Origin of the sequence: Streptomyces sp. AA4 (assembly GCF_000158875.1) — a bacterium.
Taxonomy (GTDB): domain Bacteria; phylum Actinomycetota; class Actinomycetes; order Mycobacteriales; family Pseudonocardiaceae; genus Amycolatopsis.
The window spans coordinates 1,077,601-1,100,568 of the sequence record NZ_GG657746.1 but is presented as its reverse complement, the minus strand read 5'-3'; the positions used below and the strand labels follow the sequence as shown (position 1 = coordinate 1,100,568).

16 protein-coding genes and 1 pseudogene are annotated in these 22,968 nt (G+C 69.5%); 8 read left to right on the top strand and 9 right to left on the bottom strand.

Features of this window, described 5'->3' with window-relative positions; genetic code table 11:
- Positions 1-3 precede the first annotated feature (3 nt).
- Positions 4-3,066, top strand: a complete 3,063-nt coding sequence (locus tag SSMG_RS05230; protein ID WP_050788115.1) for a BTAD domain-containing putative transcriptional regulator — start codon at positions 4-6, stop codon at positions 3,064-3,066.
- A 107-nt stretch (positions 3,067-3,173) separates the two neighbouring features.
- Positions 3,174-5,435: a hypothetical protein gene (locus SSMG_RS05225; protein WP_009073476.1), complete on the top strand. Its 2,262-nt coding sequence runs from the start codon at positions 3,174-3,176 to the stop codon at positions 5,433-5,435.
- On the opposite strand, the gene SSMG_RS05220 is transcribed toward SSMG_RS05225, so the two are convergent.
- The 3 genes from SSMG_RS05220 to SSMG_RS05210 form a co-directional block, all read right to left on the bottom strand.
- Positions 5,432-6,553 carry an epoxide hydrolase family protein gene (locus SSMG_RS05220; RefSeq protein WP_009073474.1) on the bottom strand — a complete coding sequence of 374 codons (1,122 nt, stop codon included), beginning with the start codon at positions 6,551-6,553 and terminating at the stop codon, positions 5,432-5,434. The two genes, SSMG_RS05225 and SSMG_RS05220, sit on opposite strands and share 4 nt — an antisense overlap.
- 92 nt (positions 6,554-6,645) lie before the next feature.
- Positions 6,646-7,635 (bottom strand): glutathione S-transferase family protein, encoded by a 990-nt coding sequence (locus tag SSMG_RS05215; RefSeq protein ID WP_037712622.1) that lies wholly within the window; start codon positions 7,633-7,635, stop codon positions 6,646-6,648.
- A gap of 26 nt (positions 7,636-7,661) precedes the next feature.
- A complete protein-coding gene (locus SSMG_RS05210; protein ID WP_286156934.1) occupies positions 7,662-8,141 on the bottom strand; it encodes a MarR family winged helix-turn-helix transcriptional regulator in 480 nt (159 codons plus the stop codon).
- Positions 8,142-8,241: 100 nt separating this feature from the next.
- Between SSMG_RS05210 and SSMG_RS05205 the strand changes: the two genes are divergently transcribed.
- Entirely contained in the window at positions 8,242-8,799 is a 558-nt protein-coding gene (locus SSMG_RS05205; RefSeq protein ID WP_009073467.1) for a YceI family protein, read from the top strand.
- Positions 8,800-8,856: 57 nt separating this feature from the next.
- Here the strand turns inward: SSMG_RS05205 and SSMG_RS05200 are convergent, their stop codons facing one another.
- The 4 genes from SSMG_RS05200 to SSMG_RS05185 all read right to left on the bottom strand — a co-directional run bounded on the left by SSMG_RS05200 (position 8,857) and on the right by SSMG_RS05185 (position 11,762).
- Positions 8,857-9,309, bottom strand: a complete 453-nt coding sequence (locus tag SSMG_RS05200) for a pyridoxamine 5'-phosphate oxidase family protein (RefSeq protein ID WP_009073466.1) — start codon at positions 9,307-9,309, stop codon at positions 8,857-8,859.
- A 49-nt stretch (positions 9,310-9,358) separates the two neighbouring features.
- The gene (locus SSMG_RS05195) at positions 9,359-9,907 is read right to left on the bottom strand and encodes a hypothetical protein (RefSeq protein WP_009073464.1); all 549 of its coding nucleotides are present in this window, start codon (positions 9,905-9,907) and stop codon (positions 9,359-9,361) included.
- Positions 9,908-9,978: 71 nt separating this feature from the next.
- Positions 9,979-11,472: an alpha/beta hydrolase gene (locus SSMG_RS05190; protein ID WP_009073462.1), complete on the bottom strand. Its 1,494-nt coding sequence runs from the start codon at positions 11,470-11,472 to the stop codon at positions 9,979-9,981.
- Entirely contained in the window at positions 11,469-11,762 is a 294-nt protein-coding gene (locus tag SSMG_RS05185; protein WP_037712618.1) for a hypothetical protein, read from the bottom strand. Before SSMG_RS05185 ends, SSMG_RS05190 begins: the two co-directional genes overlap by 4 nt.
- Positions 11,763-12,192: 430 nt before the next feature.
- On the opposite strand from SSMG_RS05185, the gene SSMG_RS05180 reads away from it, so the two are divergent.
- From SSMG_RS05180 to SSMG_RS05170, 3 genes and pseudogenes are all read left to right on the top strand, one after another.
- Positions 12,193-13,584, top strand: coding sequence for a sugar porter family MFS transporter (locus SSMG_RS05180; protein ID WP_009073458.1), 1,392 nt, complete (start codon positions 12,193-12,195; stop codon positions 13,582-13,584).
- Between the two features lie 235 nt (positions 13,585-13,819).
- Positions 13,820-14,344 (top strand): annotated as a pseudogene (locus SSMG_RS05175) (SDR family oxidoreductase); the annotation flags it as partial.
- Between the two features lie 290 nt (positions 14,345-14,634).
- Positions 14,635-15,513: a helix-turn-helix transcriptional regulator gene (locus SSMG_RS05170; protein WP_199786159.1), complete on the top strand. Its 879-nt coding sequence runs from the start codon at positions 14,635-14,637 to the stop codon at positions 15,511-15,513.
- An 817-nt stretch (positions 15,514-16,330) separates the two neighbouring features.
- Here SSMG_RS05170 and dinB read toward each other — a convergent pair.
- Positions 16,331-17,542, bottom strand: coding sequence for a DNA polymerase IV (dinB, locus tag SSMG_RS05165; protein WP_286156933.1), 1,212 nt, complete (start codon positions 17,540-17,542; stop codon positions 16,331-16,333).
- A 104-nt stretch (positions 17,543-17,646) separates the two neighbouring features.
- Here dinB and SSMG_RS05160 point away from each other — a divergent pair, with 104 nt between their 5' ends.
- Positions 17,647-18,225, top strand: a complete 579-nt coding sequence (locus SSMG_RS05160) for an HAD family hydrolase (RefSeq protein ID WP_100266708.1) — start codon at positions 17,647-17,649, stop codon at positions 18,223-18,225.
- Positions 18,226-18,685: 460 nt separating this feature from the next.
- Here SSMG_RS05160 and SSMG_RS05155 read toward each other — a convergent pair whose 3' ends face one another.
- Entirely contained in the window at positions 18,686-20,194 is a 1,509-nt protein-coding gene (locus tag SSMG_RS05155) for a serine/threonine-protein kinase (RefSeq protein ID WP_009073446.1), read from the bottom strand.
- 136 nt (positions 20,195-20,330) lie between these two features.
- Between SSMG_RS05155 and SSMG_RS05150 the strand changes: the two genes are divergently transcribed.
- Positions 20,331-21,581 (top strand): MFS transporter, encoded by a 1,251-nt coding sequence (locus SSMG_RS05150; protein WP_037712616.1) that lies wholly within the window; start codon positions 20,331-20,333, stop codon positions 21,579-21,581.
- Positions 21,582-22,968 lie beyond the last annotated feature (1,387 nt).

Below are 22,968 nucleotides of genomic sequence, written 5' to 3'. Positions count from 1 at the left end.
CCCGTGCGGATCGGCTTGCTGGGCCCGCTGGAGGTCCGGAACGACGACGGTGCCGCAGTCGAGATCGCCGGCGCCCGATTGCGGACGCTGCTGAGCGCCCTCGCGCTGGAACCCGGCCGGGTCGTGCCCGCCGGGCGGCTCGTCGACGCCGTCTGGGGGACGCGTCCGCCGGCCACGGCCAACGCGCTCCAGGCGCTCGTCTCGCGGCTCCGCCGGGTCGGCACCCGGCTCGACTCCACGCCGTCCGGCTACCGGCTGCCCGAGGCGACCGTCGACGCAGCCCGGTTCGAGGAGTTGGTCACCGTGGCCCGGACGGCACCCGACGAGAAGCGCGTCGTACTGCTGCGCGAGGCGCTCAACCTCTGGCGCGGCCCGGCGCTCGGCGACGTCTCCGACGCGCAGTTCTTCCAAGGTCACATCGCGCGGCTGAACGAGCTGCGGCTGTCGGCGACCGAGGAGTACGCCGAAGCCGCCCTCCGGCTGGGGCACGGCGCGGAACTCGCCGAAGAACTGTCGAGGCTGCTCGCCGAACATCCGCTGCGGGAACGGCTGGCCGCGACGTTGATGCTCTCGCTGCAAGCCGCCGGACGACCGGCCGAAGCGCTGCGGGTGTTCGCGCGGATCCGGATGGCGCTGGCGGACGAACTCGGCACCGACCCGGCTCCCGAACTGTCCGCCGCGCACACCAAAATCCTCCGCGAAACGGTGCCGGACGAGGAGGTCGCGCGCACGAACCTGCGGGCCGAGCTGACCAGTTTCGTCGGCCGGAACGCCGAGGTCGCGCGCGTGGCCAAGCTGGTCGGCGAGTACCGGCTCACGACGCTGACCGGGCCCGGCGGGGCCGGAAAGACCCGGCTGGCCACGGAAACCGGACGGCATCTGCTGTCCGAGCGCAGCGGCGTGTGGTTCGCCGAACTCGCCCCGATCGCCAACGGCGCGGACGTCCCGCAGGCCGTGCTCGACGCGTTGGGCCTGCACGAGCAGATGTACCCCGGATCGCGCGCCCACGGCACTCCGCGCGAGCGGGCGGCGGGCGCGTTGCGCGACCGGGACGCGGTGCTGGTGCTCGACAACTGCGAGCACGTCATCGAAGCCGCCGCCGAACTCGCCGAATACCTGCTCGGCGAATGCCCGCGGCTGCGGATTCTCGCGACCAGCCGGGAGCCGTTGGCGCTGACCGGCGAGGCGCTCTGGCCGGTCGAACCGCTGACGCTGCCCGCGGAAGGGGCGACCGCCGTCGAAGCGACGGCGTGTGCTTCGGTTCGGCTGCTGGCCGATCGCGCCGCCGCGGTGCGGCCAGGGTTCACCGTCGACGAGTCCACTGTGGACGACGTGGTGCGGATCTGCCGGGCGCTCGACGGAATGCCGCTCGCGGTCGAACTCGCCGCGGCGCGGTTGCGGTCGATGACCGTGTCGCAGCTGGCCGCCCGGCTCGGCGATCGGTTCCGCGTGCTCACCGCGGGCAGCCGGACCGCGCTCCCCCGGCACCGCACGTTGCGCGCGGTGGTCGACTGGAGCTGGGACCTGCTGGAACCGGACGAGCGGCAACTGCTGCGCCGGTTGTCGATCTTCTCCGGCGGCGCGACCGCGGCGGCCGCGGAAGCGGTCTGCGGCGGCACGGCGGAGCTGCTCAGCGCGTTAGTCGACAAGTCGCTGCTGACCGTCTCCGAGAACGGCGAGCCGCGCTATCGGATGCTCGAGACCATCAAGGCGTACGGGCTGGAACAGCTCACCGCAGTCGACGAACGCGAGGAACTCCGGCAGGCACACGCGGAATGGTTCGCCAGTTTCGCCGAGACCGGCGACAAATACCTGCGCCGGGCCGAGCAGATCGAATGGCTCGCGCGTTTCGCCGCCGAGCACGGCAATCTGATCTCCGCCGTACGCGGTGCCATCGCCGCTGGCGAAGCGACGACGTCGCTGCGGCTGGTGACGTCGTGCGCGTGGTTCTGGATGCTGACCGGGCACAAGACCGAAGCGCAGGAGCTGATCGAGGCGGCGCTGGCGTTGCCCGGCGAGGCGGACCGCGAGCTGCGCGCGATGGGGTACGCGATGGCCGCGTTGCTGCTGACCATCGGGATGACCGCTGAAACCTCCGCGGACGCCTTGGGCCGCAAAGCACTCGAACTCAGCCGCGGCAGCAAGAATTCCTTGCTGCGATCGATCATTCCGGTGTTCACGCAAACCGGGGAACCCAGTGCTCTGGAGTCCACATTGGACGACTTGCTGTCCGATGAGGACCCGTGGCTGCGCGCGCACGCCCGGCTGCACCGGGCGCGCACGCAGCTGAACCTCTGGCACGACTCGGCCGCGCAGGAAGCCGACATCCGCGAGGCTGTCCGGCTGTTCCGGCTGAGCGGGGAACGCTGGGGAAGGTCGTTGGCGCTCAACAGTCTCGCCGAGGTCGTCGGCCGTCGCGGCGAACTGGAGGAAGCCGTTTCGTGCTACGAGGAATCGATCCAGGTCGTCTCGGAACTCGGGTCGGCGGATGACGTTCTGTTCGCCCGCGGCCGGCAAGCACACCTGTTCTGGCAGCTCGGCGACGAGGCGGCCGCAGCGGCCGCGATAGCCGCCGCCGAACGCGACGCGCGGAGCGTGCCGTTCCCCGATTCGCTCGCCTTTCTGGCCCAGACGAAATCGGATCTGGCGCGCTGGCGCGGCGAGCTGGCAGAAGCCCGCCGGGAGCTGAACCGCGCCGAAGCGCTGTTGAGCGAATCCGAACCGCATCCGTTGTTCCGCGCGATGATCCAGCATTCGCACGCCTACCTGGACGCCCAGACCGGCGACCTGCCCGCCGCCCGGGAGCGCCGCCGCGAAGCCCTCGCCTTGGCCGCGGAAGCCGGCGAGGCACTGTATCTGTCGATTGTTCTCGTGGGCGTCGCCGACCAGGCCCTGCGCATCGACCGTCCAGTTGCCGCCGCCGACCTGCTAGCCGCTGCGGACCGCCTCCGCGGCGGCCCCCACTTGGCCCTGCCCGACGCGACGGCCGCGGCAGCCGCCGTCCGGGCCCAGCCGTCAGGCACGGTCGACGACCCGATCGCCCTCGCGCACGACATCCTCAGCTGACGAATCCTTCGGGAGCCACCGCAGCGCAAGGGCTGCTCGCCGTCCCTTCGCGCTAACGGTCGCCGAAACCGGCCCGCCCGGAGCACGTCCTGTGGCATCATCCGCCGGTGACCGGCGAGCGGAGCGACCCGCACTCGATCGAGGAGGAAGACCTCGAGGATTTCGACTCGTGGACCGCGCAGGCCGCGCTGGCCTCCCTGATCGACGAGACGCTCAGCTCCCCCGAGGTCATCCGGCTGCTCGCCCGCGAATCGCTGCGCGCCGAGGTCGTGCGGGAGGAGCTGTTCGCGAACGAGACCCTGCTCGCCAAGATCCGGACGCTGCAGGATCAGGTCATGGCCGAAGGCGACCGGGGATTCCGGCCGCGCAACCGGCCGGTGTCGCCGCGCGAGGTGCTCTGGCTGCTGGTCGCGGTGCTGCTCGGGCTCGCCTACCTCAGCCTGATGACCGCCGCGTGGAACCAGCTCCCGCTGTTCTTCCGGATCTTCGCCGGGATGATGATGCCGTGCGTCCTGTTCGCCACCGGCGCGCTCGCGGTCCGCAAGGTCACCGCGTTGCGCGAGTGGATCAACCCGGACGCCATGCAGTTCCACGAGGAGCAATTCGGCCTCGGGCCCCGGCGTTCGTTCGCCGCGCGCGAGATCGTGCTGCCCGAGGTCCGCGACGTCATTTCCGCGCACCGGCGATTGCACTTCGGCACCACGTTGGTTTTCGAGCAGCAGTACGACCTCGGCGAGGAGGACAGCACCCGGATCGTGCCGACCGCCGCGGCGAAACGGATCCGGCGGGTCCTCGAACGCGCGGGTTCCGGCGCGGTCGCACTCGGCGGGCAACGCGGGTCCGGCAAGACGACCGCCATCCGTTCCATGCAGCGCGGTCTGCTGCACGGCAGCGAAAACCCCGCGCCGCTGGTGGTGGTCGCCTCCGCCCCGGCCACCTACGACGCCCGCGATTTCGTGCTGCACCTGCACAAGCTGCTGTGCCAAGCCGTCCTCGAACGGATCCGGCAGACGCTGGGTCCGGCCATCGGCTGGCGCTGGTGGGCCCGCCGGTTCTGGCGCGGATCAGCCGATCTCGTGCTCTCGGCGGCGCTCGGCTGGGCGATCGGCGGCCTGCTCTGGACCGGGAAATTCGCGCAGTTCCCCGTCGATCTGTGGCACACCGTCCGCAAAGTTCAGTTCCCCGACCTGCTTGGTCCATTGTGGACAGAGCAGCCAGTCGCCAACCGGATCGCCTTGGGCGTGGTCGCCGTCCTCGCGCTCCGCTGGGTCTGGAAACTCCTCGCGACCGCAACCGGTGCCGTGCTGCTCTTCCTGCGGCGCAAGTCGTCCGCCGGAGCACGTGCCCTCGAAGCCGAAGCGCGACGGCAGTTGCTCCGCATCCAGTACCTCCTGACCTACACCACCGGCTGGTCCGGCAAACTCGCCGTCCCGGCGGGCGGCGAACTGGGCCGCACCCGCACCACGCAACGGGCCGAACAGCAGCTGACGCATCCGGAAGTCGTCGACGAGTTCCGCTCGTTCGCCCAGCTGACCGCCGAATCCCTGCGCGCGGAAGGGATCACCGACCGGGTCGTCGTCGCCATCGACGAACTGGACAAGATCGGCGAGCAGGACAAGGCCCAGCAGCTCGTGAACGACATCAAGGGCATCTTCGGCGTGCCCGGCTGCCTGTACTTCGTGGCGGTGTCCGACGACGCGGTGCTCAGCTTCGAGCAACGCGGACTGGCCGTGCGCGACGCCTTCGACAGCGCGTTTTCCGAAGTGGTGCGCCTGGAATCGTTCACGCTCGACGAGAGCAGGCTGTGGATCGCGCAACGGCTGCCCGGCGTTCCGGAGCAGTTCTGCTACCTCGGCCACTGCCTCTCCGGCGGCCTGCCCCGCGACCTGCGCCGCACCACGATCGACATGGTGGACGTGACGATCGAACACTACGAGCCGTCGCTGTCCACGGTCACCGGCATCCTGGTCCGCGCCGACCTGGCCGCCAAGGCGAGCGGCTTCGCCGGACAGGCCCGCGGGCTCGCGCAAACGCCGGAGCTGACCGAACTGTGGCCGAAACTCCTCCGCATCCCCGACACCCGCGAAGCAGCGGAACTCGCCGAACTCGCCGCCGAACTGCACGAAGGCGCGACCTCCGACCTCGCCGACGCGGTCAACCGGCTGCGGTTGCACAGCAGCGCGTTCGTCCTCTTCTGCGCCACCGTCCTGGACATGTTCACCGACGCGCTCACCCAGTCCCGCCTCACGCCGAGCCTGCACGAACTGGCCATCGCCCGGCGACGGCTCGCACTGGATCCGCATCTCGCGTGGGCCACCCTGACCGACTTCCGCAAAGCACACGACCTGCCGCTTCCCGCGCGGGCCTAGCGGACGAGACGGAAGAACCCGCGCACCTGCTCGACCAGCGACTCCGGCTGCTCCAGAGCGGCGAAGTGTCCGCCTCGCGGCAGTTCCTCGAACCAGCGCAGGTCGGTGAACCGCAGCTCGGCCTCCCGCCGCGACGGACGGGTGATGTCGCGCGGGTAGACCGACAGCCCGGACGGCGCGGTGACCTTGTCCCGGAAGTTGGCGAAGCTTTCCCAGTACAGGCGCGCCGACGAGGTGGCGGACGCGGTGAACCAATAGACCGAGATCTCGTCGAGGATCGTCTGCCGCGACACCGCGTCCTCAGGGTGGCCGTTGTGGTCCGTCCAGGCCCAGAATTTCTCGGCGATCCAGGCGGCCTGGCCCGCCGGGGAGTCGGTGAGGCCGTAGCCGAGGGTCTGCGGCCGGGTCGCCTGGAGCGCCGAGTAACCGCGGCCGGTGCGCTGGAACTCCTTCTCCGCCTCGAGATTCGCCAGTTCCGCGGGCGTCGGGTCGGCGAACGTGCCCGCCGCCACGGACCCCAGATTCACGTGGACGCCGGCGACCCGCTCAGGCGCCACCTCGCCCAGCGCGCCGGACACCGCCGAGCCCCAGTCGCCGCCCTGCGCGCCGTACCGGTGGTAGCCCAGCGAGACCATCAACGTGTCCCAGGCGCGTGCGATGCGCGGGACACCCCATCCGGTCGTCGCCGGCTTGTCGCTCCAGCCGTACCCGGGCAACGACGGCGCGACCACGTGGAACGCGTCCGCCGGATCCCCGCCGTGCGCACGCGGATCGGTCAGCGGGCCGAGGACGTCCAGGAACTCCAGCACCGAACCCGGCCACCCGTGCGTGAGCACGAGCGGGAACGCGCCCGGCTCCGGCGAACGGACGTGCAGGAAGTGAATGCCCAGGCCGTCGATCGTGTCGCGGTACTGCGGGAAGACGTTCAGCCGCTCGGCGAACCCGAAGTCGTAGTCCTCGGCCCAGCTGCGGCACAGCTCCTGCGCGTAGGACAGCGGCAGCCCCTGCGACCAGTCGTCCACCGGCTCGGGCTCGGGCCACCGCGTCCGCCGCAACCGATCCCGCAGGTCCGCGATCTCCGCTTCGGTGACGCGGACTTCGAACGGCTCGGCGGACATGGCAAAACTCCTTACGGGTCAAGGCGGTGCCGGAGCAGACGCGGGCGGACCGCCATCGCGGACTCCCCGCGTGGCGGCAGATTCGGGACGACCTAGCTCCCCAGCTCAGGAACCCGCTCCCCTGCCGGCGGCGGACCCGGCGGCGTCCCGTCCCCGAACGGCCTCCCGCCCAGTTCCTCCCGGCCGTGCGGCGTCAGCCACCCCGCCAGGTCCGGCCCCAGCGGCACGATCCCGGTCGGGTTCACGTTCCGGTGCACCACGTAGTAGTGCTCCTTGATCTGCCCGAAATCGATCGTGTCGCCGAAACCGGGCGTCTGGAACAGATCCCGCGCGTACGCCCACAGCACCGGCATCTCCGTGAGTTTCTGCCGGTTGCACTTGAAATGCCCGTGGTACACCGCGTCGAAGCGGACGAGCGTCGTGAACAGCCGGACGTCCGCCTCGGTGATCGTGTCGCCGACGAGGTACCGCTGGCCGGCCAGCCGCTCGGACAGCCAGTCCAGCCGGGAGAACAACGCGCGGTACGCCTCTTCGTACGCCTCCTGCGAGGTGGCGAAACCCGCTTTGTACACGCCGTTGTTCACGTCCCGGAAGACCTTCTCCGCGACGTCCTCGACCTCGTCGCGCAGCCGTTCCGGGTACAGCTCGGGCGCGCCGTCCCGGTGGTAGGCGCCCCATTCCAGCGACAGGTCGATCGTGATCTGCTTGAAGTCGTTGGTCACGATCTGCCCACTCGGGACATCCACAATGGACGGAACGGTGATCCCGCGCGGATAGTCCGGGTACCGCGCGAAAAACGCCTCCTGCAGCCGTTCGATGCCGAGCACCGGGTCGCGGCCGCCGGGATCGAGGTCGAAGGTCCAGCTGCGCTCGTCATGCGTCGGGCCGCACAGGCCCATCGACAGCACGTCTTCGAGGCCGAGCAGCCTGCGCACGATCGACGCGCGGTTCGCCCACGGGCAGGCGCGCGCGATCACCAGGCGGTACCGGCCCGGCTCCACCGGCCAGCCGTCGCGGCCGTCGGCGGTGATCCGGTCGGAGATGTAGTTCGTGTCGCGCTTGAACTCACCCTGGTCGGGCATCGGAAGCCTTTCGTCGGGGGTCGGGTCTAGTCGTCCGGGCAGGCCGAACCGTCCGGCGGCTCCAGCGCGGCGGCCAGCCGGGCGAGGATCGGGCCCGCGGCGCGGACCTCCTCGGGCGAGAGGTGGTCGAACAGGAACGAACGCACCCGTTCGAGATGCCCGGGATACGCGGCGGCTAACTTCGCGCGCCCCGCTTCGGTGAGCGTCGCGTGCGCGGCCCGCCGGTCCTGCGGGCACTTCACCTTCTTGACCAGCCCGCGCCCCACCATCGCCTCCACGACCCGGCTGATCCGGCTCAGCGACAGCGCCGTGGCCTGCGCCAGATCGGTGAGCCGCAGCCTGCCTTCGGGCGCTTCCGCCAGCGACACGAGCACGGTGTAATCCGTCAGCGAGACGCCGTTGTCGTGCGCGAACTGGTCCTCGAGAGCCCGCGGCAGGACTGTGACGAGGCGCATCAGCGGACGCCACACCGCCTCTTCTTCGCTGGTCAGCGGGGTTCTGGTCACCACAAAGGGGGAGTATATCCGACACTTGCTCGCGCAATCAGTTATTGTGGGCTACAGTGCTAGTTGAACACTCAACCAAGGACCCGAAGGAACGGAACTCATGACCAGCGCGACCACCTACGCCCACCTGACCGGCACCTACACGATCGACGGCACGCACAGCCGGATCGGCTTCGTCGCCCGCCACGCCATGGTCACCAAGGTCCGCGGCTCCTTCAACGAGTTCGAAGGCTCGTTCACCCTGGACGGCGAGAACCCGGCCAACTCGAGCGCGAACGTCACCATCCAGACCAAGAGCGTCGACACCCGCAACGCCGACCGCGACGGCCACCTGCGCAACAACGACTTCCTGTCCGTCGACGAGTTCCCGACCATCACCTTCACCTCCACCGGAATCGCGCAGACCGGCGAGGACACCTTCGACGTGACCGGCGACCTGACCGTCAAGGGCATCACCAAGTCGGTCACCATCCCGTTCGAGTTCGGCGGCTCCGCGAAGGACCCGTTCGGCAACGACCGCGTCGGCTTCGAGGGCAAGACCTCGATCAACCGCAGCGACTACGGCGTCACCTTCAACGCCGCCCTCGAGACCGGCGGCGTGCTGGTCTCGGACAAGATCACCCTCGAGTTCGAGATCTCCGCGATCAAGAACGCCTGAACGAACAGCCGGTGAAGGGTTCCGGAATCCGGGGCCCTTCACCGTCGTGTCCGGGCCTCAGACGTCGAGCGCGGTGCCGTAGAGCCGCTCGACCGGGAGCCGGATCACCACTCGCCGCTCGGCCACCTGCTGCTTCAGGAACGCCTCTGCGTCCTCGGGCCGCGCGGCCTCCGGGAGCATCGCGAGCAGTTCCTGCCCCACCGCGTCGCCGGGAACCTCGGTGACCTCGGAAACCTCCGCTCGCCCCTCGGCGACCGCGAACGACCACACGTCGCCGCCTTGGACGTGCAGCGTCGCCCGCGGGTTGCGGCGCAGATGACCGACCTTGCTCCGGTCGGCAGTCGTCGAAAACCGCACCACCCGGGCGTCGGGATCCCAGCTGTACAGCATGGTCGTCAGATGCGGCTGACCGCTGCGTTTGATCGTCGCGAGCGTGCCGAACCGCTGCTGGCTCAGCAGGTCCGAAAGGGCTTCGTCGGACAGCTTCCGGGGTGCGGGTCCTTGACTCATACCCGTGCCCAACTCCCCGCCGGTCCGGCAAATTTCCGCGAGCGGACGATCAGAACGCGGTGCCTCCGTCCGACCACGACGTCTGGCCGAAATCCTCGTCGTCCACCGGCGCGCGGCGCGGTCGGGGACGTTCCGGCTCCGGCGCGACCTCAGGTTCCTCGACTTCCTCGACGGCCGCGGGCGCGGCTTCCGCCTCCGGAGTGCCCTTCGGCCAGACGCACGGCGACGTCGCACCGAGATACAGCTTCCCGAGTTCGTTGGCCTGCAACGACATGTCGAAGCCGTCCCGCTCGTTGCGCGCGAAGACGTACTGGTCGGTGGGCCGCCGGTCGGTCAGCACGGTGAAGCCGTGTCCCTGCCACCACTTCACGACGGCGTCGAACTGGGCGGCGAAGGTGTCCGGTTCGAGCCCGGTCACCTCGTACGTGGCGGAGATCTCGTACCGCCCTGCCGGGCCGTGGTCGGTCGGGTCGGTGCATTCGGAACGGTTGCGGGAGAACAGTTCCCGCCCGGCCGGCGCGGGCAGCGCGGAGAACGCGCCGCGCACGTAGTCCTCGACCCGATCGCGGGCTTCGGTTTCGGTGATCGTGGGGGTCATGGCTCCACCTCCTGGGGAGCAGGCTACGAGGGGAAGGGCGGCGAGGCAGGCCAGCGCGGTGCGGCGCGCCGTCACGCCGGGAGCCCGGCGATGATCCGGCCGAAGCTGCGCAGCGACGGGTTGTTGTCCTCCCAGTATTGGCTGTGCGCGGCCCCGGACAGGCCGCCCTCGTACCACGGGCCCTTGTCGCCCGGAGCGGATTCGAAGACCTGGCCGCCGAAGCCGCCGCCGGCTGGGCTCGGGCCGAGCGGGTCGTGGCCGCCGACGCCGATGTTGGTCATCTTGATCAGGTCGTGTTCCGCGACCGTCGAGTGCACGTGCTGGGCGACCTGGTCCTGTGGGACGCCGTCGAGGTGCAGCTGGTTCGCGTGTTCGACGCCGACGCCGGGGCTGCCGACGAAGATCAGGTCGTCGGCGTTGAGCCCGCCGTCGCGAGCCGCGTGGCCGATCACCGTCGTGCCGTAGCTGTGGCCGAGCACGGTGTTGTGCGACGGCGCGCCTTCGTGCGAAGCCCGCAGGCCGTCCTCGAATTTCGACAACGCCTCCTTGCCGCCGTCGGCGTACTTCTCGCTGGCGGCGTTCACGAGTTCGTCCGGCGCGTCGTAGCCGACCCACGTGATCACCGACGTCGACGGCGAGCCCGCCATCGTCGCCGACTGCCACATCTTGTCCGACCGGCCGAGGTCGCCGCCGATCTTGGCCAGCTCGCTGCCGGTACCGGGCACATAAGTCGCGACATTCGCCGCGGTGTCCGGGTTTCCGGCGGCGACGACCGCGGTGCCGTCGCCGCTGACGTCGAGCGAGATCAGGAACGCGGGCGGTTTGCCGTCGGCCGCGAGCCGGTCGCGGATCGCGGTGAGGCCGCGCAATTGCGCGTCGTCTCCCTTGCGCTTGTCGATTTCCTGTTGCAGCACAACGCGATTGGCCGCGTCCCGATCGACCACCGGAATGCCGTCGAGGTTGCGGATCAGGTCCGGATTGTCGCGCAGGATGGAGGACTGCGCGGAGTCGGACAGGCTGTCCCACCACGCCCGGTTCTCCGCCGGGGTGGCGTTCGGTTTCGGCCGGCTGGTGGTCGCCATCGCCAGCGCGACCATTCCGGTGCCGCCGCTCTCGCCCTTCGCCGCGCGGTCGAGCACGACGGTGAGGTCCGCGTCGATTTCGGTGGCGTCGCGGAGAATCCGGCTCACCCGGTCGGCGACTTCGGCCTGCCGCTCGGGTTCTCCGCTGACTCCGCCGCCGTCGTCGATCCGCATTCCGTTGCGCGAGGCGAAATCGTCGACCTCTTGCACCGCCGAACTGATCCGCTCGACCGCCAGTTGCGCGTCGTGCACCCCGCGCCGGACAGCCGACACGTCCGTGGTCAGCTGCCGCAGTTCCGCGGTCAGCGCGGTGCCTTTGGCGGTCGCCGCGTCCGCCGCGTCGCCTTGCCAGGCGCCGAACTTCGTCATGGCGTCGGCATCGTCGTTCGCCGCGGAGAGCCGGGCGGCCCGGGTGCCGAGCGCGTCGACCGCCGCGGCGAGGTCGGCCGGATTCCAGCGCCGGACGTCTCCCCAGGTGATCATCGGCCCGCCGCCGCGATCTCGCCGGTGGCGTTCTGGTCGGCTCCGCGGTAGCCGGCCGCGGCCTGATCGAGGTTGCCCGCGTATGCCTCGGTGTCGGCGGTCCACTTCGGAACGGCGCGACCCCAGGTGTCGGACAGGCGATCCGCCGCGGCCACGCTCGTGCCGCCGGACAGCCCGACGCCGGCGAGCGCGCCCGCGAGGTCGGCCGTCCGCACGGTCGCCGCGGCCTGGCGCGCCCGTCCGGCCGCGGTCGCGACCTCCCCCGGAGCGACCTCGAAACCCGTTCCCATGCGCATCTCCCCCACCGCGGCGATCGGACGACCCGTACGACGGACGTCCGCGACAGCCGGTTCCCGACAGTTCGGCTTTCGCGGCAACTCCTGGCAAGATCTCCTCCGCAACGCCTTGACCTGCGAAAACGCCCGCCTACCCTGTCCACATATGTGAACGCTAGTCACGTGACTGAATAGTTATCAGCCCGCGTCTTGCCCGCCGGTGACCAGCGTGTGACTGTGTACGGCGAAGTTCGAACCGGAACGGGCGAACCGGCACGCGGCGCGGGAAAGGCGTTGCGCGGCGGCGGATTCAGCCGTTCCGCAGTGCTGGACCAGTCCGGCAGTCCTTGTCCCCTCGACCCCCATTCGTCCGGCCAGGACGGCGCTGACCTCCCGGGCAGCGGACCAGGACCGGCCGGCCATCCCGGAAAGAGACGGCTCGGCAATGACACAGACAGCCGCGGCGCGGCGGCCCATCGGCAGAACGACGCTGTATTTCTTCGGTGCCCTCGGCGGCATCCTGTTCGGCTACGACCTCGGGGTCATTTCCGGGGTGTTGCCGTTCATCGGGAAACTCTGGGGCCTGTCCGGCTGGGACAAAGGCGTCATCACCGCGAGCATTTCCGTCGGCGCGATCGTCGGCGCGAGTTTCTCCTCGCGGCTCAACGAAAGGCTCGGCCGCCGCCGGACGATCATGACGGCCGCCGTGGTCGTCATCATCGGCACGCTCGCGGCCACCTTTTCGCCGACCTTCGCGTTGCTGATCATTTCCCGGCTGGTGATAGGCGTGGGAATCGGATTGTCGTCCTCGACGGTCCCGACGTACCTGTCGGAACTCGCTCCGGCGCGGCTGCGCGGGGCGATGGGCGCGCTGAACCAGATCTTCATCGTGCTCGGCATCCTGATCGCGTTCCTCGTCAGCTACGGGCTCGGCAGTTCGGGCAACTGGCGGCTGATGTTCGCCGGCGCGATCGTGCCGGCGGTGATCCTGCTGGCGGGCCTGGTGTTCCTGCCCGAAACGCCGCGCTGGCTCGTCGCGAACGGCCATGAGGAACAGGCGCGCGCGGTCCTGCTCAGCTCGCACGGCGGCGGCGTGAACGTCGACGAGGAGATCGGCACGATCCGCGAGGTCATCCGGCTCGACTCGGAATCGGCGAAGACCCGGTTCCGCGACCTGCTGACGCCGACCGTGCGGCCGATGCTCGTGGTGGCGCTGCTGCTCGCGATGGGCCAGCAGTTCAGCGGCGTGAACGCGGTGAACGCGTACTTCCCGACGATGCTGATCGGCCTCGGTTTCGCGACCCAGGCGGCGCTGCTGTCCGGCGTGCTGCTGGGCGTGACCAAGTTCTTGTTCACCGCGTGGGTCGTGTTCGTGGTCGACCGGTGGGGCCGCAAACCGCTGCTGCTGATCGGCAACGTGCTGATGGTGCTGACTCTGGTCGCCGCCGGGTTCATCGTGCTGGAAGTCCACGACACCGCGACCAAGGGCATCCTGATGCTGGTCGCGATGGTGCTGTACCTGGTCGGCTACGAACTGGGCTGGGGCGCGGTCGTGTGGGTCATGATGGCCGAGGTGTTCCCGCTGAAGGTCCGCGCCGCGGGAATGGGCGTAAGCAGCGTCGTGCTGTGGGCCGCGACCGGCATCATCAGCGCCGTGTTCCCGATCATCTCCGACCCCGGCGCACTCGGCCTCGGCGGTTCGATGTTCCTGTTCGCGGGAATCAACGTGGCCCTGTTCTTCCTCACGAAATGGCTCGTCCCGGAAACCAAAGGCCGGACGCTGGAGGAAATCGAACTCGACCTGCGCGGGCGGACGCACGCGAAGGCGCGCGCCTGAATTTCTCTTGGGGTGCGGCCGGGCGGCAGGGGATTTCCCTTGCCGCCCGGCCGTTTTTCATCGCTCTGAGGCTCCGTACAGCCTCGACTCCGAGTACACATTCGGACTAGACCGCTTGATTGACGGCGACCAACCGATCGGCTGGATAGCTTTTGCGCTGACCCGGCGCTCAGGGAATCCGAGCCTCGATCTGCGCGAGATGATCAATCCCCGCCGACCTGTCCAAACCTGACCGTGTCAACGCCTCGCCGACCTGGTCACCGCCGACTCCGAGCACCTGGACATCCTCGTCAACAACGCCGGAGCAATGTGGCGCGAACCGCTGGAGACGTTCCCCGCCGAGGCCTGGGACGCGGTGTTAGACCTCAACCTCAAGTCGCCGTTCTGGCTGGTGCAAGCGCTGCTCCCCGCTCTGCGCCGGGCGGGGTCTGCCGATGATCCCGCGCGAATCATCAACATCGGAAGTATCGCCGCCATCCACGTCGCCGAGGCACCCAACTATTCGTACGCCAGCAGCAAAGCCGCGCTCCATCAACTCACCAGGGTGCTGGGCCCACAGCACATCACGGTGAACGCGGTAGCGCCAGGAGTGTTCCCGTCGCACATGATGGTGGCCACGATCGACGCCATCGGCGACAAGATCGCGGCGAAGACCCCACTACGCCGCCTCGGCCGTGACGACGACATGGCAGGCGTCGCGGTGTTCCTGGCCAGCCGGGCGGGTTCCTACCTGACCGGCGCTGTCACCCCAGTCGACGGCAGCACTACCCACCGCACCAGGCCCCAGGGGCCACCGCATTCCTCACCAACCGAGCCGGCCCTCCAAGCGCCGTCACAGTCGACGGCGGCACTGCCACCACCGCAACAAGCACCTCGACGCCATATCTCCTCGCCAGCCGAGCCGCGTCCCACCTGACAAGCGCCGTCGCCCCGGCCGACGGCGGCACCGCGAGCTTTTCCCTCCCGCCGGCGAGGAGTCCGCAGCCGTCGGGGTACTCGCAGTGCCTCCCTCAGACTGCGGCCAGCGGCTACGGTGACAGGGTGGCCACGATCGATCTGCGCACTGAGATCAAGGAATTCCTGAGCTCCCGTCGCGCGCGGATCATGCCCGAACAGGCCGGACTGCCCGCCTACGGCGGCAACCGTCGCGTCAAAGGCCTGCGCCGCGAAGAGGCGGCGCTGCTGGCGGGCATATCGGTCGACTACTACGTGCGCATGGAGCGCGGCAGCCTCTCCGGCACCTCCGACGAGGTCCTCGAAGCAGTGGCCTCCGCCTTGCACCTCGACGAGGCGGAGCGCGACCACCTGTTCCAGCTCGCGCGCCAATCCAGGACGCCCAGGCGTGCCCGCCGCCGACCTGTCGCGACAGTGCGTCCGGCGCTGCACCAGGTGCTCGCCGCCATCACCGACGCTCCGGCCTGGATTTGCAACGGCCGCTACGACGTACTGGCCACGAATCCCCTAGCCCGCGCACTGTATGCACCGATGCTGACCGAACCCCGACGCCCCGCGAACACGGCACGGTTCGTGTACCTGGAACCCGAGGCGGCGAGAGCCTTCTTCGTCGACTACGACCGAATCGCCTCCGACGTAGCCGCGAAGCTGCGCATGGAAGCCGGCCGCAATCCGCACGACGAGGACCTGATCGCCCTGGTCGGCGAACTATCGACCCACAGCGAACTGTTCCGCCAGCGGTGGGCGTCCCAGGACGTGCGGCTCCACCGGTCCGGCCGCAAACGCCTGCACCATCCCGCAGTGGGCCGGCTCGACCTGGACGTCGAATCGATGGACCTGCCCACCGACCCCGGCCTGCTCCTGAACGTCTACACCGCCCCCACCGGCACCCCGACCGCGGACGGCCTGGCCCTGCTGGCGTCCTGGGCCGCCAGCCAGGAGAAGCCAGCAAGCGAGCTTCGTTCACGCAGCTGAGTCGGGTCACCCCGCGCTCGGTGCGCCGCTGGGTCGCCGGGCTCGGTACAGCCCCGGCACGCCGCGCTCGGCGCAACCACGAGCGGCCACGCCCGATGCAGCACCGAGTCGCCACGCCCGACGCAACGCCGAGTCGGTGCGCCCGGTGCGACGCCAGGTCGCCGCGCTCGATGCAGCACCGGATCACCGCGCTCGATGCAGGACCGAGCCGCCACGCCCGACGCAACGCCCAGCCGCCACGCCCGACGCAGCACCGAGCCACCATGCCCAATGCAACGCCGAGTCAATGCGCCCGGTGCGACGCCAGGTCGCCGCGCTTGATGCAGCACCGGATCGCCGCGCTCGGCGCAGCGCCCGGGTCGGCGCGACCACGGGCCTGACGCAGGGCATGATCCGGCAGATCTAGCCCGCGCGGCATTCCCGCGTTCCCGCCTATCCGAGGCAGCGCCGAATAATCAGCGAGAGCGTCGAGCCCACGTCGATCGCGGGGCACGGGCACCGTGACCTTCACCGGATTCCGAACCAGAAGGACGAAACTCGCCGCACCACGCCAGATTCCGGCTGGGTCACACCCTCTCGCACGCGGAGTGTGCAAATCCCGGCGGGCCGAACCTCGCCCATCAGCCAACCCCGCCGGGATTGCCCCTCCCGGCTCGGGTAACAGCCCTCGCGGAGCCACCACACTCGGTCGGCACCAGCATCTCCATCCCTGATGCTGGACAATGACCTGTTGTCCAGAGGCCGGACAATGACCTCCCGCACTTGCGCGCAAGTCGTCCGAACCGCCGCGTAGTGTCCGCGGGACCACCGCATTCGATCAATCCGGCAGCATAGGCATCTCCATTCCCGCCTCGTGGCTCAGCAACGCCGCCCGAGTCAGTGCAGCCGCGCCGAAGCGGTTTCGCAACGCGTCCACCGCCGAATCCAGCGCGGTCGCCTCCGCGGACACCGCGGGGCTGGACGGTTGATCCAGCGGCAGCGCCAACTGCACCGCGCCATGGCTGTCGAGGTTCGAGAACGACAGGCCCAGCAACGTCAAACCCCGGTCGTACACCAGCGGTTGCGCCGCCGCCAGCAGACTGCGGGCCGCGCACAGCAACGTTTCCGTGTGGTCGGTGCTGTCGGCGAGTGTATGCGACCTCGTGGCACGGGTGAAGTCCGCGAAGCGCATTCGCAGCACCACTGTCCGGCAGACTCGCGACGCGCCTCGCAGCCGCCGCGCCAATCTGTCCACAATAGACACCACGATCTCGTCCAGCTCAGCCGGCGACCGGGAGCGGCGGCCCAGAGCGCGTTGCGAGCCGATCGAGCGGCGGCGTTTTCCTGGCTGGACCGCGCGGGGGTCGCGTCCGTGCGCCAGGGCGTGCAGGTGACGTCCCGAACCTGGGCCCAGCATGGAGATCAGCGCGGCCTCGGGCAGTTCGGCGACTTGGCGCACGGTGCGGACGCCGCGTTCCCGCAGCTTCGCCGACGTCACCTTTCCCACTCCCCACAACCGCTCCACCGGCAGCGGATGCAGGAATTCCAGCTCGCGCTCCGGCGGCACCACCAGCAGACCGTCCGGTTTCGCGACCCCGCTCGCCACCTTCGCGAGGAACTTCGTGCGCGCCACTCCGACCGTGATCGGCAGGCCGACCTGCGCCAGCACCTCCGCGCGCAGCCGCACCGCGATCTCCGACGGACGTCCGGCGATCCGCCGCAGACCGCCGACGTCCAAGAAAGCTTCGTCGATCGACACTCCTTCCACCGCCGGCGTCGTCTGCCGGAACACCTCGAACACCGCCTTGCTCGCCGCGCTGTAGACCGACATCCGCGGCGGCACCACCACGGCATGCGGGCACAACCGCCTGGCCTGCGCCCCGCCCATCGCGGTGCGCACGCCCAGCGCCTTGGCCTCGTAGCTCGCGGCCAGCACCACGCCACCGCCCACGATCACCGGCCTGCCGCGCAGCCGGGGATCGTCGCGCTGCTCGACCGAGGCGTAGAACGCGTCGAGGTCGGCGTGGAGGATCGGTCCTTCGCTTGTCACGAACATATGTTCGCATCGAACACCGACAAAAACCGGGATTCGTTCACTCGAACGGAGTAGAAAAACTTCCCGGAGGCCGGACGGAACACGCTAACCTCTCCCCCGTGCGGCTCGTCCTGTTCGACCTCGACACCACGCTCGTCGATCGCGCGGAGGGATTCCGCCGCTGGGCGTGGGAGTTCTGCGCGGAACACCGGCTCGCCGACGCGGAAGCCGAATGGCTCATCGCCGCCGACGACCGAGGGCGCGCCGACCGGGCGGCGTTCTTCAAGGACCTCCGCGAACGCTTCGACCTGCAGGAACCGGACCTCGAAGACGCCTACCGCGAACGCTTTCCCGCGCTCGTCCCCGCCACGCCCGGCGTACTGACCGGCTTGCCCCGGTTGCGCGCGGCGGGCTGGCGGATCGGCGTCCTCGGCGAGGGCGAACCGCAGCTGTCCACGCTGCTGTGCACCGGAATCGCCGGACTCGTGGACGGCTGGGCGCTCGCCGGGCCGGACGGACTGTCCACATCGGACCCAAAGCTGTTCGAGCTGGCCGCCGAACGCTGCGAGACCACCCTGGACGACGCGTGGCTCGTCGGCGCGGACGTCGAACCCGCACGGTCCGCCGGATTGCACACCGTCCGAGTCGGCCCGGACCGTGACACGGCCGGCGCGATCGCGCTGCTGCTGGAGAGCTAGTTCGCGGAGTCGATCCGCCCGCGCTACGACACCGTGCGGCGGCGCCACTCAGCCGTCGCACACCCGTCGCCACCGCACGAGAGCTAGTTCTCGGCGTCGATCGACAGCTGCGGTCGCACCACGACGCCGCGGAGCAGTACACCGCGCACGAGAACTAGCAACGGCATACCCAAGCCGTCTCGCACGAGAACTAGCACTCCGCGCGATCCGTCGAGCGTCGTTGCGCCGCAACACCGTGCGACGGCCTCGCGCCAGCCGTCGCCATCGCGGATGGGAGAGTTCTCCGCCTTAATCCGCCACTCGCCGTCGCATCACCACACCGCGCAGCGGCATACCCCAGCCGCAGCCCCACCACCAGCACGCAACTGCTCGACAGCTGGCGCTCCATCTCCATCCGTCACACGCCGCCGCACCCAAGACCATCGCACGGCGGGCGCCCCTCCGCCGTCGCGCAAGAGAACTAGCTCTCCACCTCGATCTGCCACGCACCATTCCGCTGCGACATCGTGTAGTGGTGAAACTCGGTCGTCGTACCGCCGCTGGCACGGTGGTACGTGATCTTCGCGGTGAGCGTGTTCTCGCCGGTGACCTGTACGTCGTTCGCCGTCACCGAGCTGAACTGGCTCCACCAGGATTTGTACCGTTCGAAGGTCTGGTTCTTCTTGGCGCGGAACCCGTCGCTGAGCATCGCCCAGCCGCTCTCCAGATTGCTCGGCAGGTACGAGAAGTAGGTGCGCAGCGCGGATGCCATCGCGTCCGGCGAGTTCGACGCCGAGCTGGAAGTCGGCAGAGCGCTCGATGAAGGCGTAGTAGACGGCGACGGCTGCGAAGCCGACGAAGGCGCCGGAGCGCTGGAAGCCGCGGAACTCGTGCCAGCTGGCGGCGGGTTCGCGGCCGGGTTTTCCTCCCCGTGGTTACGAGTAAGGAGAACCGTGACGATCACGGCGAGCACGACAAGCAGCGCGCCCGCCCCGGCGAAGATCATCCCGCGGCGTCTTCGGTCCGAGCCCGCGGGCGGAGCGGCGGCGGCCGATCCCGCGGGCGCCACAGCAGCACCCGCGGCAGGAACCGCGACCGTGGTGGGCACGGCCGGCGGTTCGGCGTCCGGCAGCGTCGGCGGTTCCGGGACCGCCGCGACCGGGGTGACGCCGCCGTCCAGTTTGCGCAGTTCCGTGACGACCTCGGCCATCGACGGCCGGTCCTCCGGTTTGAGTTCCAGCAGCTTCAGCAGCAGCGGCTCCAGCTTCCCGGCCTGTTTCGGCGGGTTGATCGAACCGCTGGAAACCCGGTACAGCAAGGCGATCGCGTTGTCCGCGGTGCCGAACGGCGGTTCGCCTTCCACCGCCATGTACAGCGTCGCACCGAGGGCGAACACGTCGGACGCGAACGTCGCCTCCTCGCCGCGGGCGACCTCCGGCGCGAGGAACGCGGGCGTGCCGGAGATTTCGCCGGTCGCGGTGAGCGTGACGTCGCCGACCGCGCGCGAAATGCCGAAGTCGGTCACCTTGACCGTAGTGCCGTCGTCGCCGAGCAGGACGTTGCCCGGTTTGACGTCGCGGTGCACGATCCCCGCCCGGTGCGCGGCGGCGAGCACGCCGGCCAGCTGCACCCCGAACGGGATCGCCTCGTCGACGGTCAGCGGCCCGTCCTCGCGCAGTTTCACCGCGAGGCTGCGCGAGGGCAGGTACTCCATGATCAGCCACGGCCGGTCCTCGTGCTCGACCACGTTGAACACCGAGATGGCGTTCGGATGCTGCAGCCGGGCGGCGATGCGGGCCTCGCGCATGGCGCGGTTGCGGGCTTCCTCGACCTTGTCCTCGCCCTGGTTCACGGGCATGAGGAGTTCCTTGACCGCGACCACGCGGCCGAGGATCTTGTCCTCCCCGCGCCAGACCATCCCCATCGCGCCGCTGCCGATCAGTTCGACGAGCTCGTAGCGACCGGCGACCTGCCGGCTCTCCTCGGTCAACGGAAAACCCTTCGGTGCGACATCATCCACGGACGGCGATCACCCAGTTTTCCACGGACGGCCGGAGCCTGATCCGCGACCCACCCGCGCCCGCCCGGGGTTGCTCCCGGTGGCCGGGTCACGACAGGGTGAGCACATGACCACGACAGCGCCGTCTTTCCGGAGCGTGTTCCGGATGGGCGAATTCCGTGCGCTCTGGCTCGCGCACGTGCTGTCGGTGGCAGGTGACCAACTAGCCCGGGTCGCGCTGACTGTGTTGGTATTCAACCGAACGGCGTCCGCGGGCTGGGCCGCCGGGACGTACGCGCTCACCTATTTGCCGGACCTCCTCGGCGGTGCGCTCGGCGGACTCGCCGACCGGTTCCCGCGCCGCACCGTGCTCGTGGTCGCGGATGTCGTGCGCGCGCTGCTGGTCGCGTTGATGGCGATTCCCGGCATGCCGTGGCCGGTCGCCGCCGGACTGCTCGTAGTCGTGCAACTCGCGGCCGGACCGTTTCAGGCGGCGCGGCAGGCAGTCCTGCCGGACCTGTTGGGCGAGGAGAAACTGGCGACCGGTCAAGCGATTCTCTCCTCGACGTACCAGGCCGCGCTGGTGATCGGCTTCGGCGCGGGTGCCGCGGTGGTCGCCTGGCTCGGCGTTTCAGGCGCGCTGTGGGCGGACGCGGTGACCTTCGCGGTGTCGGCAGCCGCGCTGCGCTGGGGTTTGCGGCTGTACCCGGTGTCCAAGGTGGCCGAACACGCGCCGCAATGGGCTTCGTTGAAGGCGGGCTGCCGGCTGGTCGCCCGGGATCGGAAACTGCGGTCGCTGCTCGCGATCGCGTGCTGCTGCGGGTTCTACGTGGTGCCGGAAGGGCTGGCGGTGCCGGTGGCCGCGCAACTCGGCGGCACCGGCGTACTCGGCTGGCTGCTGGTCGCGAACCCGGTCGGGACTCTGCTCGGCGCGTTGCTGATCAGCCGGTTGCCGCGGGCGCGGCAGGTGCGCTGGCTGGGTCCGCTCGCGGTGGCGAGCAGTCTCGTCCTGCTGCCGACCGGCTGGACGCCCGCATTGCCGGTGGTTGTGGCGGTCTGGACGGTCTCCGGGATGTTTTCCGCGCACGACTTGATCACCCAGGTGCAGTACAGCCTCGCCGCGCCGCCGGAACAGCGCGGCCAGGTGATCGGGGTCGCGATCGCGGCGTTGCGCGCGGCGCAGGGCCTGACGATCGCGGCCGCGGGCGCGCTGGCGCTGGCCTTCGCGCCGACGACGGTGGTCGCGATCGCCGCCGTCGCCGGGGCCGGCTGCGCGGCGGCGGCCGGAATCGCGTGGACGCGGGCGGTCCGAGCGGACCGCGCGGTGCGGCCCCGCCGATCTCCCCTCGACGAGGCCACCCCACCTCCCGCGCCGTAATCCGCGGGACGGGTGCGCCGCGGAACCGGTTTCGGTCACGTCCAGTTGTTGTCACGCATGCCCTCTCACCTCCTCGTGGGGCGGGCTGGGGGTCGGGTCAGCGGGTCCAGTTGTTGTCGCGCATGGCGGCGGCTCCTTTCGCGGCTCGGTGGTTGGCGGACGGCGGGGTTCAGCTGGTCCAGTTGTTGTCACGCACGGCGTGGCTCCTTTCCCGAGTTGATGGACGGTGGTCGGGCGGCTCATCGGGTCCAGTTGTTGTCACGCATGGCGGCGGCTCCTCTCGCGAGTTGATGGACGGTGGTCGGGCGGCTCATCGGGTCCAGTTGTTGTCACGCACGCGGCGGTTCCTTTCGGCTCGGTGGTTGGTGGGCGACCGGGTTCAGCGGGTCCAGTTGTTGTCACGCACGGCGCGACTCCTCTCGCGAGTTGATGGGACAGTGGTCGGCTGGCTCAGCGGATCCAGTTGTTGTCGCGCACAGCGGCGTTCCTTTCGTGGCTCGACGGTGAGTGGTTGCAGCGGCTCAGCGGGTCCAGTTGTTGTCGCGCATCGCGGCAGCTCCCTTCGCGGCATTGACGGGCGATGGTCGGCGGGACTCAGCGAGCCCAGTTGTTGTCACGCACGGCGCGGCTCCTTTCGCGAGGTCGGTGATCAGTGCCCCGGAGATTCAGCGAATCCAGTTGTTGTCCCGCATCGCGGCGACTCCTTTCGCACCTCGACGGTCAGTAATCAGCGGACTTCAGCGAGTCCAGTTGTTGTCACGTACAGCGCTCCCCTTTCTCCTCGGTGATCAGCAGCCAACGGGCTTCAGCGGGTCCAGTTGTTGTCGCGCATGGCAGTCGTTCACCTCCTCCTCTCGCATTTCGTGCAGTGGTTTCAGCCGGCTCAGCGAGCCCAGTTGTTGTCGCGCATCTCGACGCCTCCTTTCCGCATCCCGGATTCCCGGTCGAGCCGTATTCACCAGTTGTTGTCCCGCACTGTGGGCACCTCCTCTCAGCCGCGAAGACCGAAGTCTCGACTCGAGGTCGAGACCGCGAGGGAGACCGAGGTCACCGAAGAGCCGTCCAGTTGTTGTCGCGCACTGTCGTCACCTCCGTTTCAGAGTCGCGCCTTCGGCGGTTTTCGCACGTCATCGCCGGTAGGCCGGTCACCGAAAGTGGCCAGGGGAGGCCAAAAGAGACCCTCGTGGATCCCCTGGTCCGGCCCGGATTCGGAGCAGCTGGCCACTACTCACAGTGGCCACCTCCCCTCGCCGGCCGTCTGGCGCTGGGCTGTCCGGGCGAAATCGCCCCGGGGCTTCCCAGAGTCCGGACGACAGGCAGCACACAACGCGCCTCGTCGTTTACCGTAGAAGCCAATCGGGTGAGGTGAAGAGTGCGCGGACGAGTT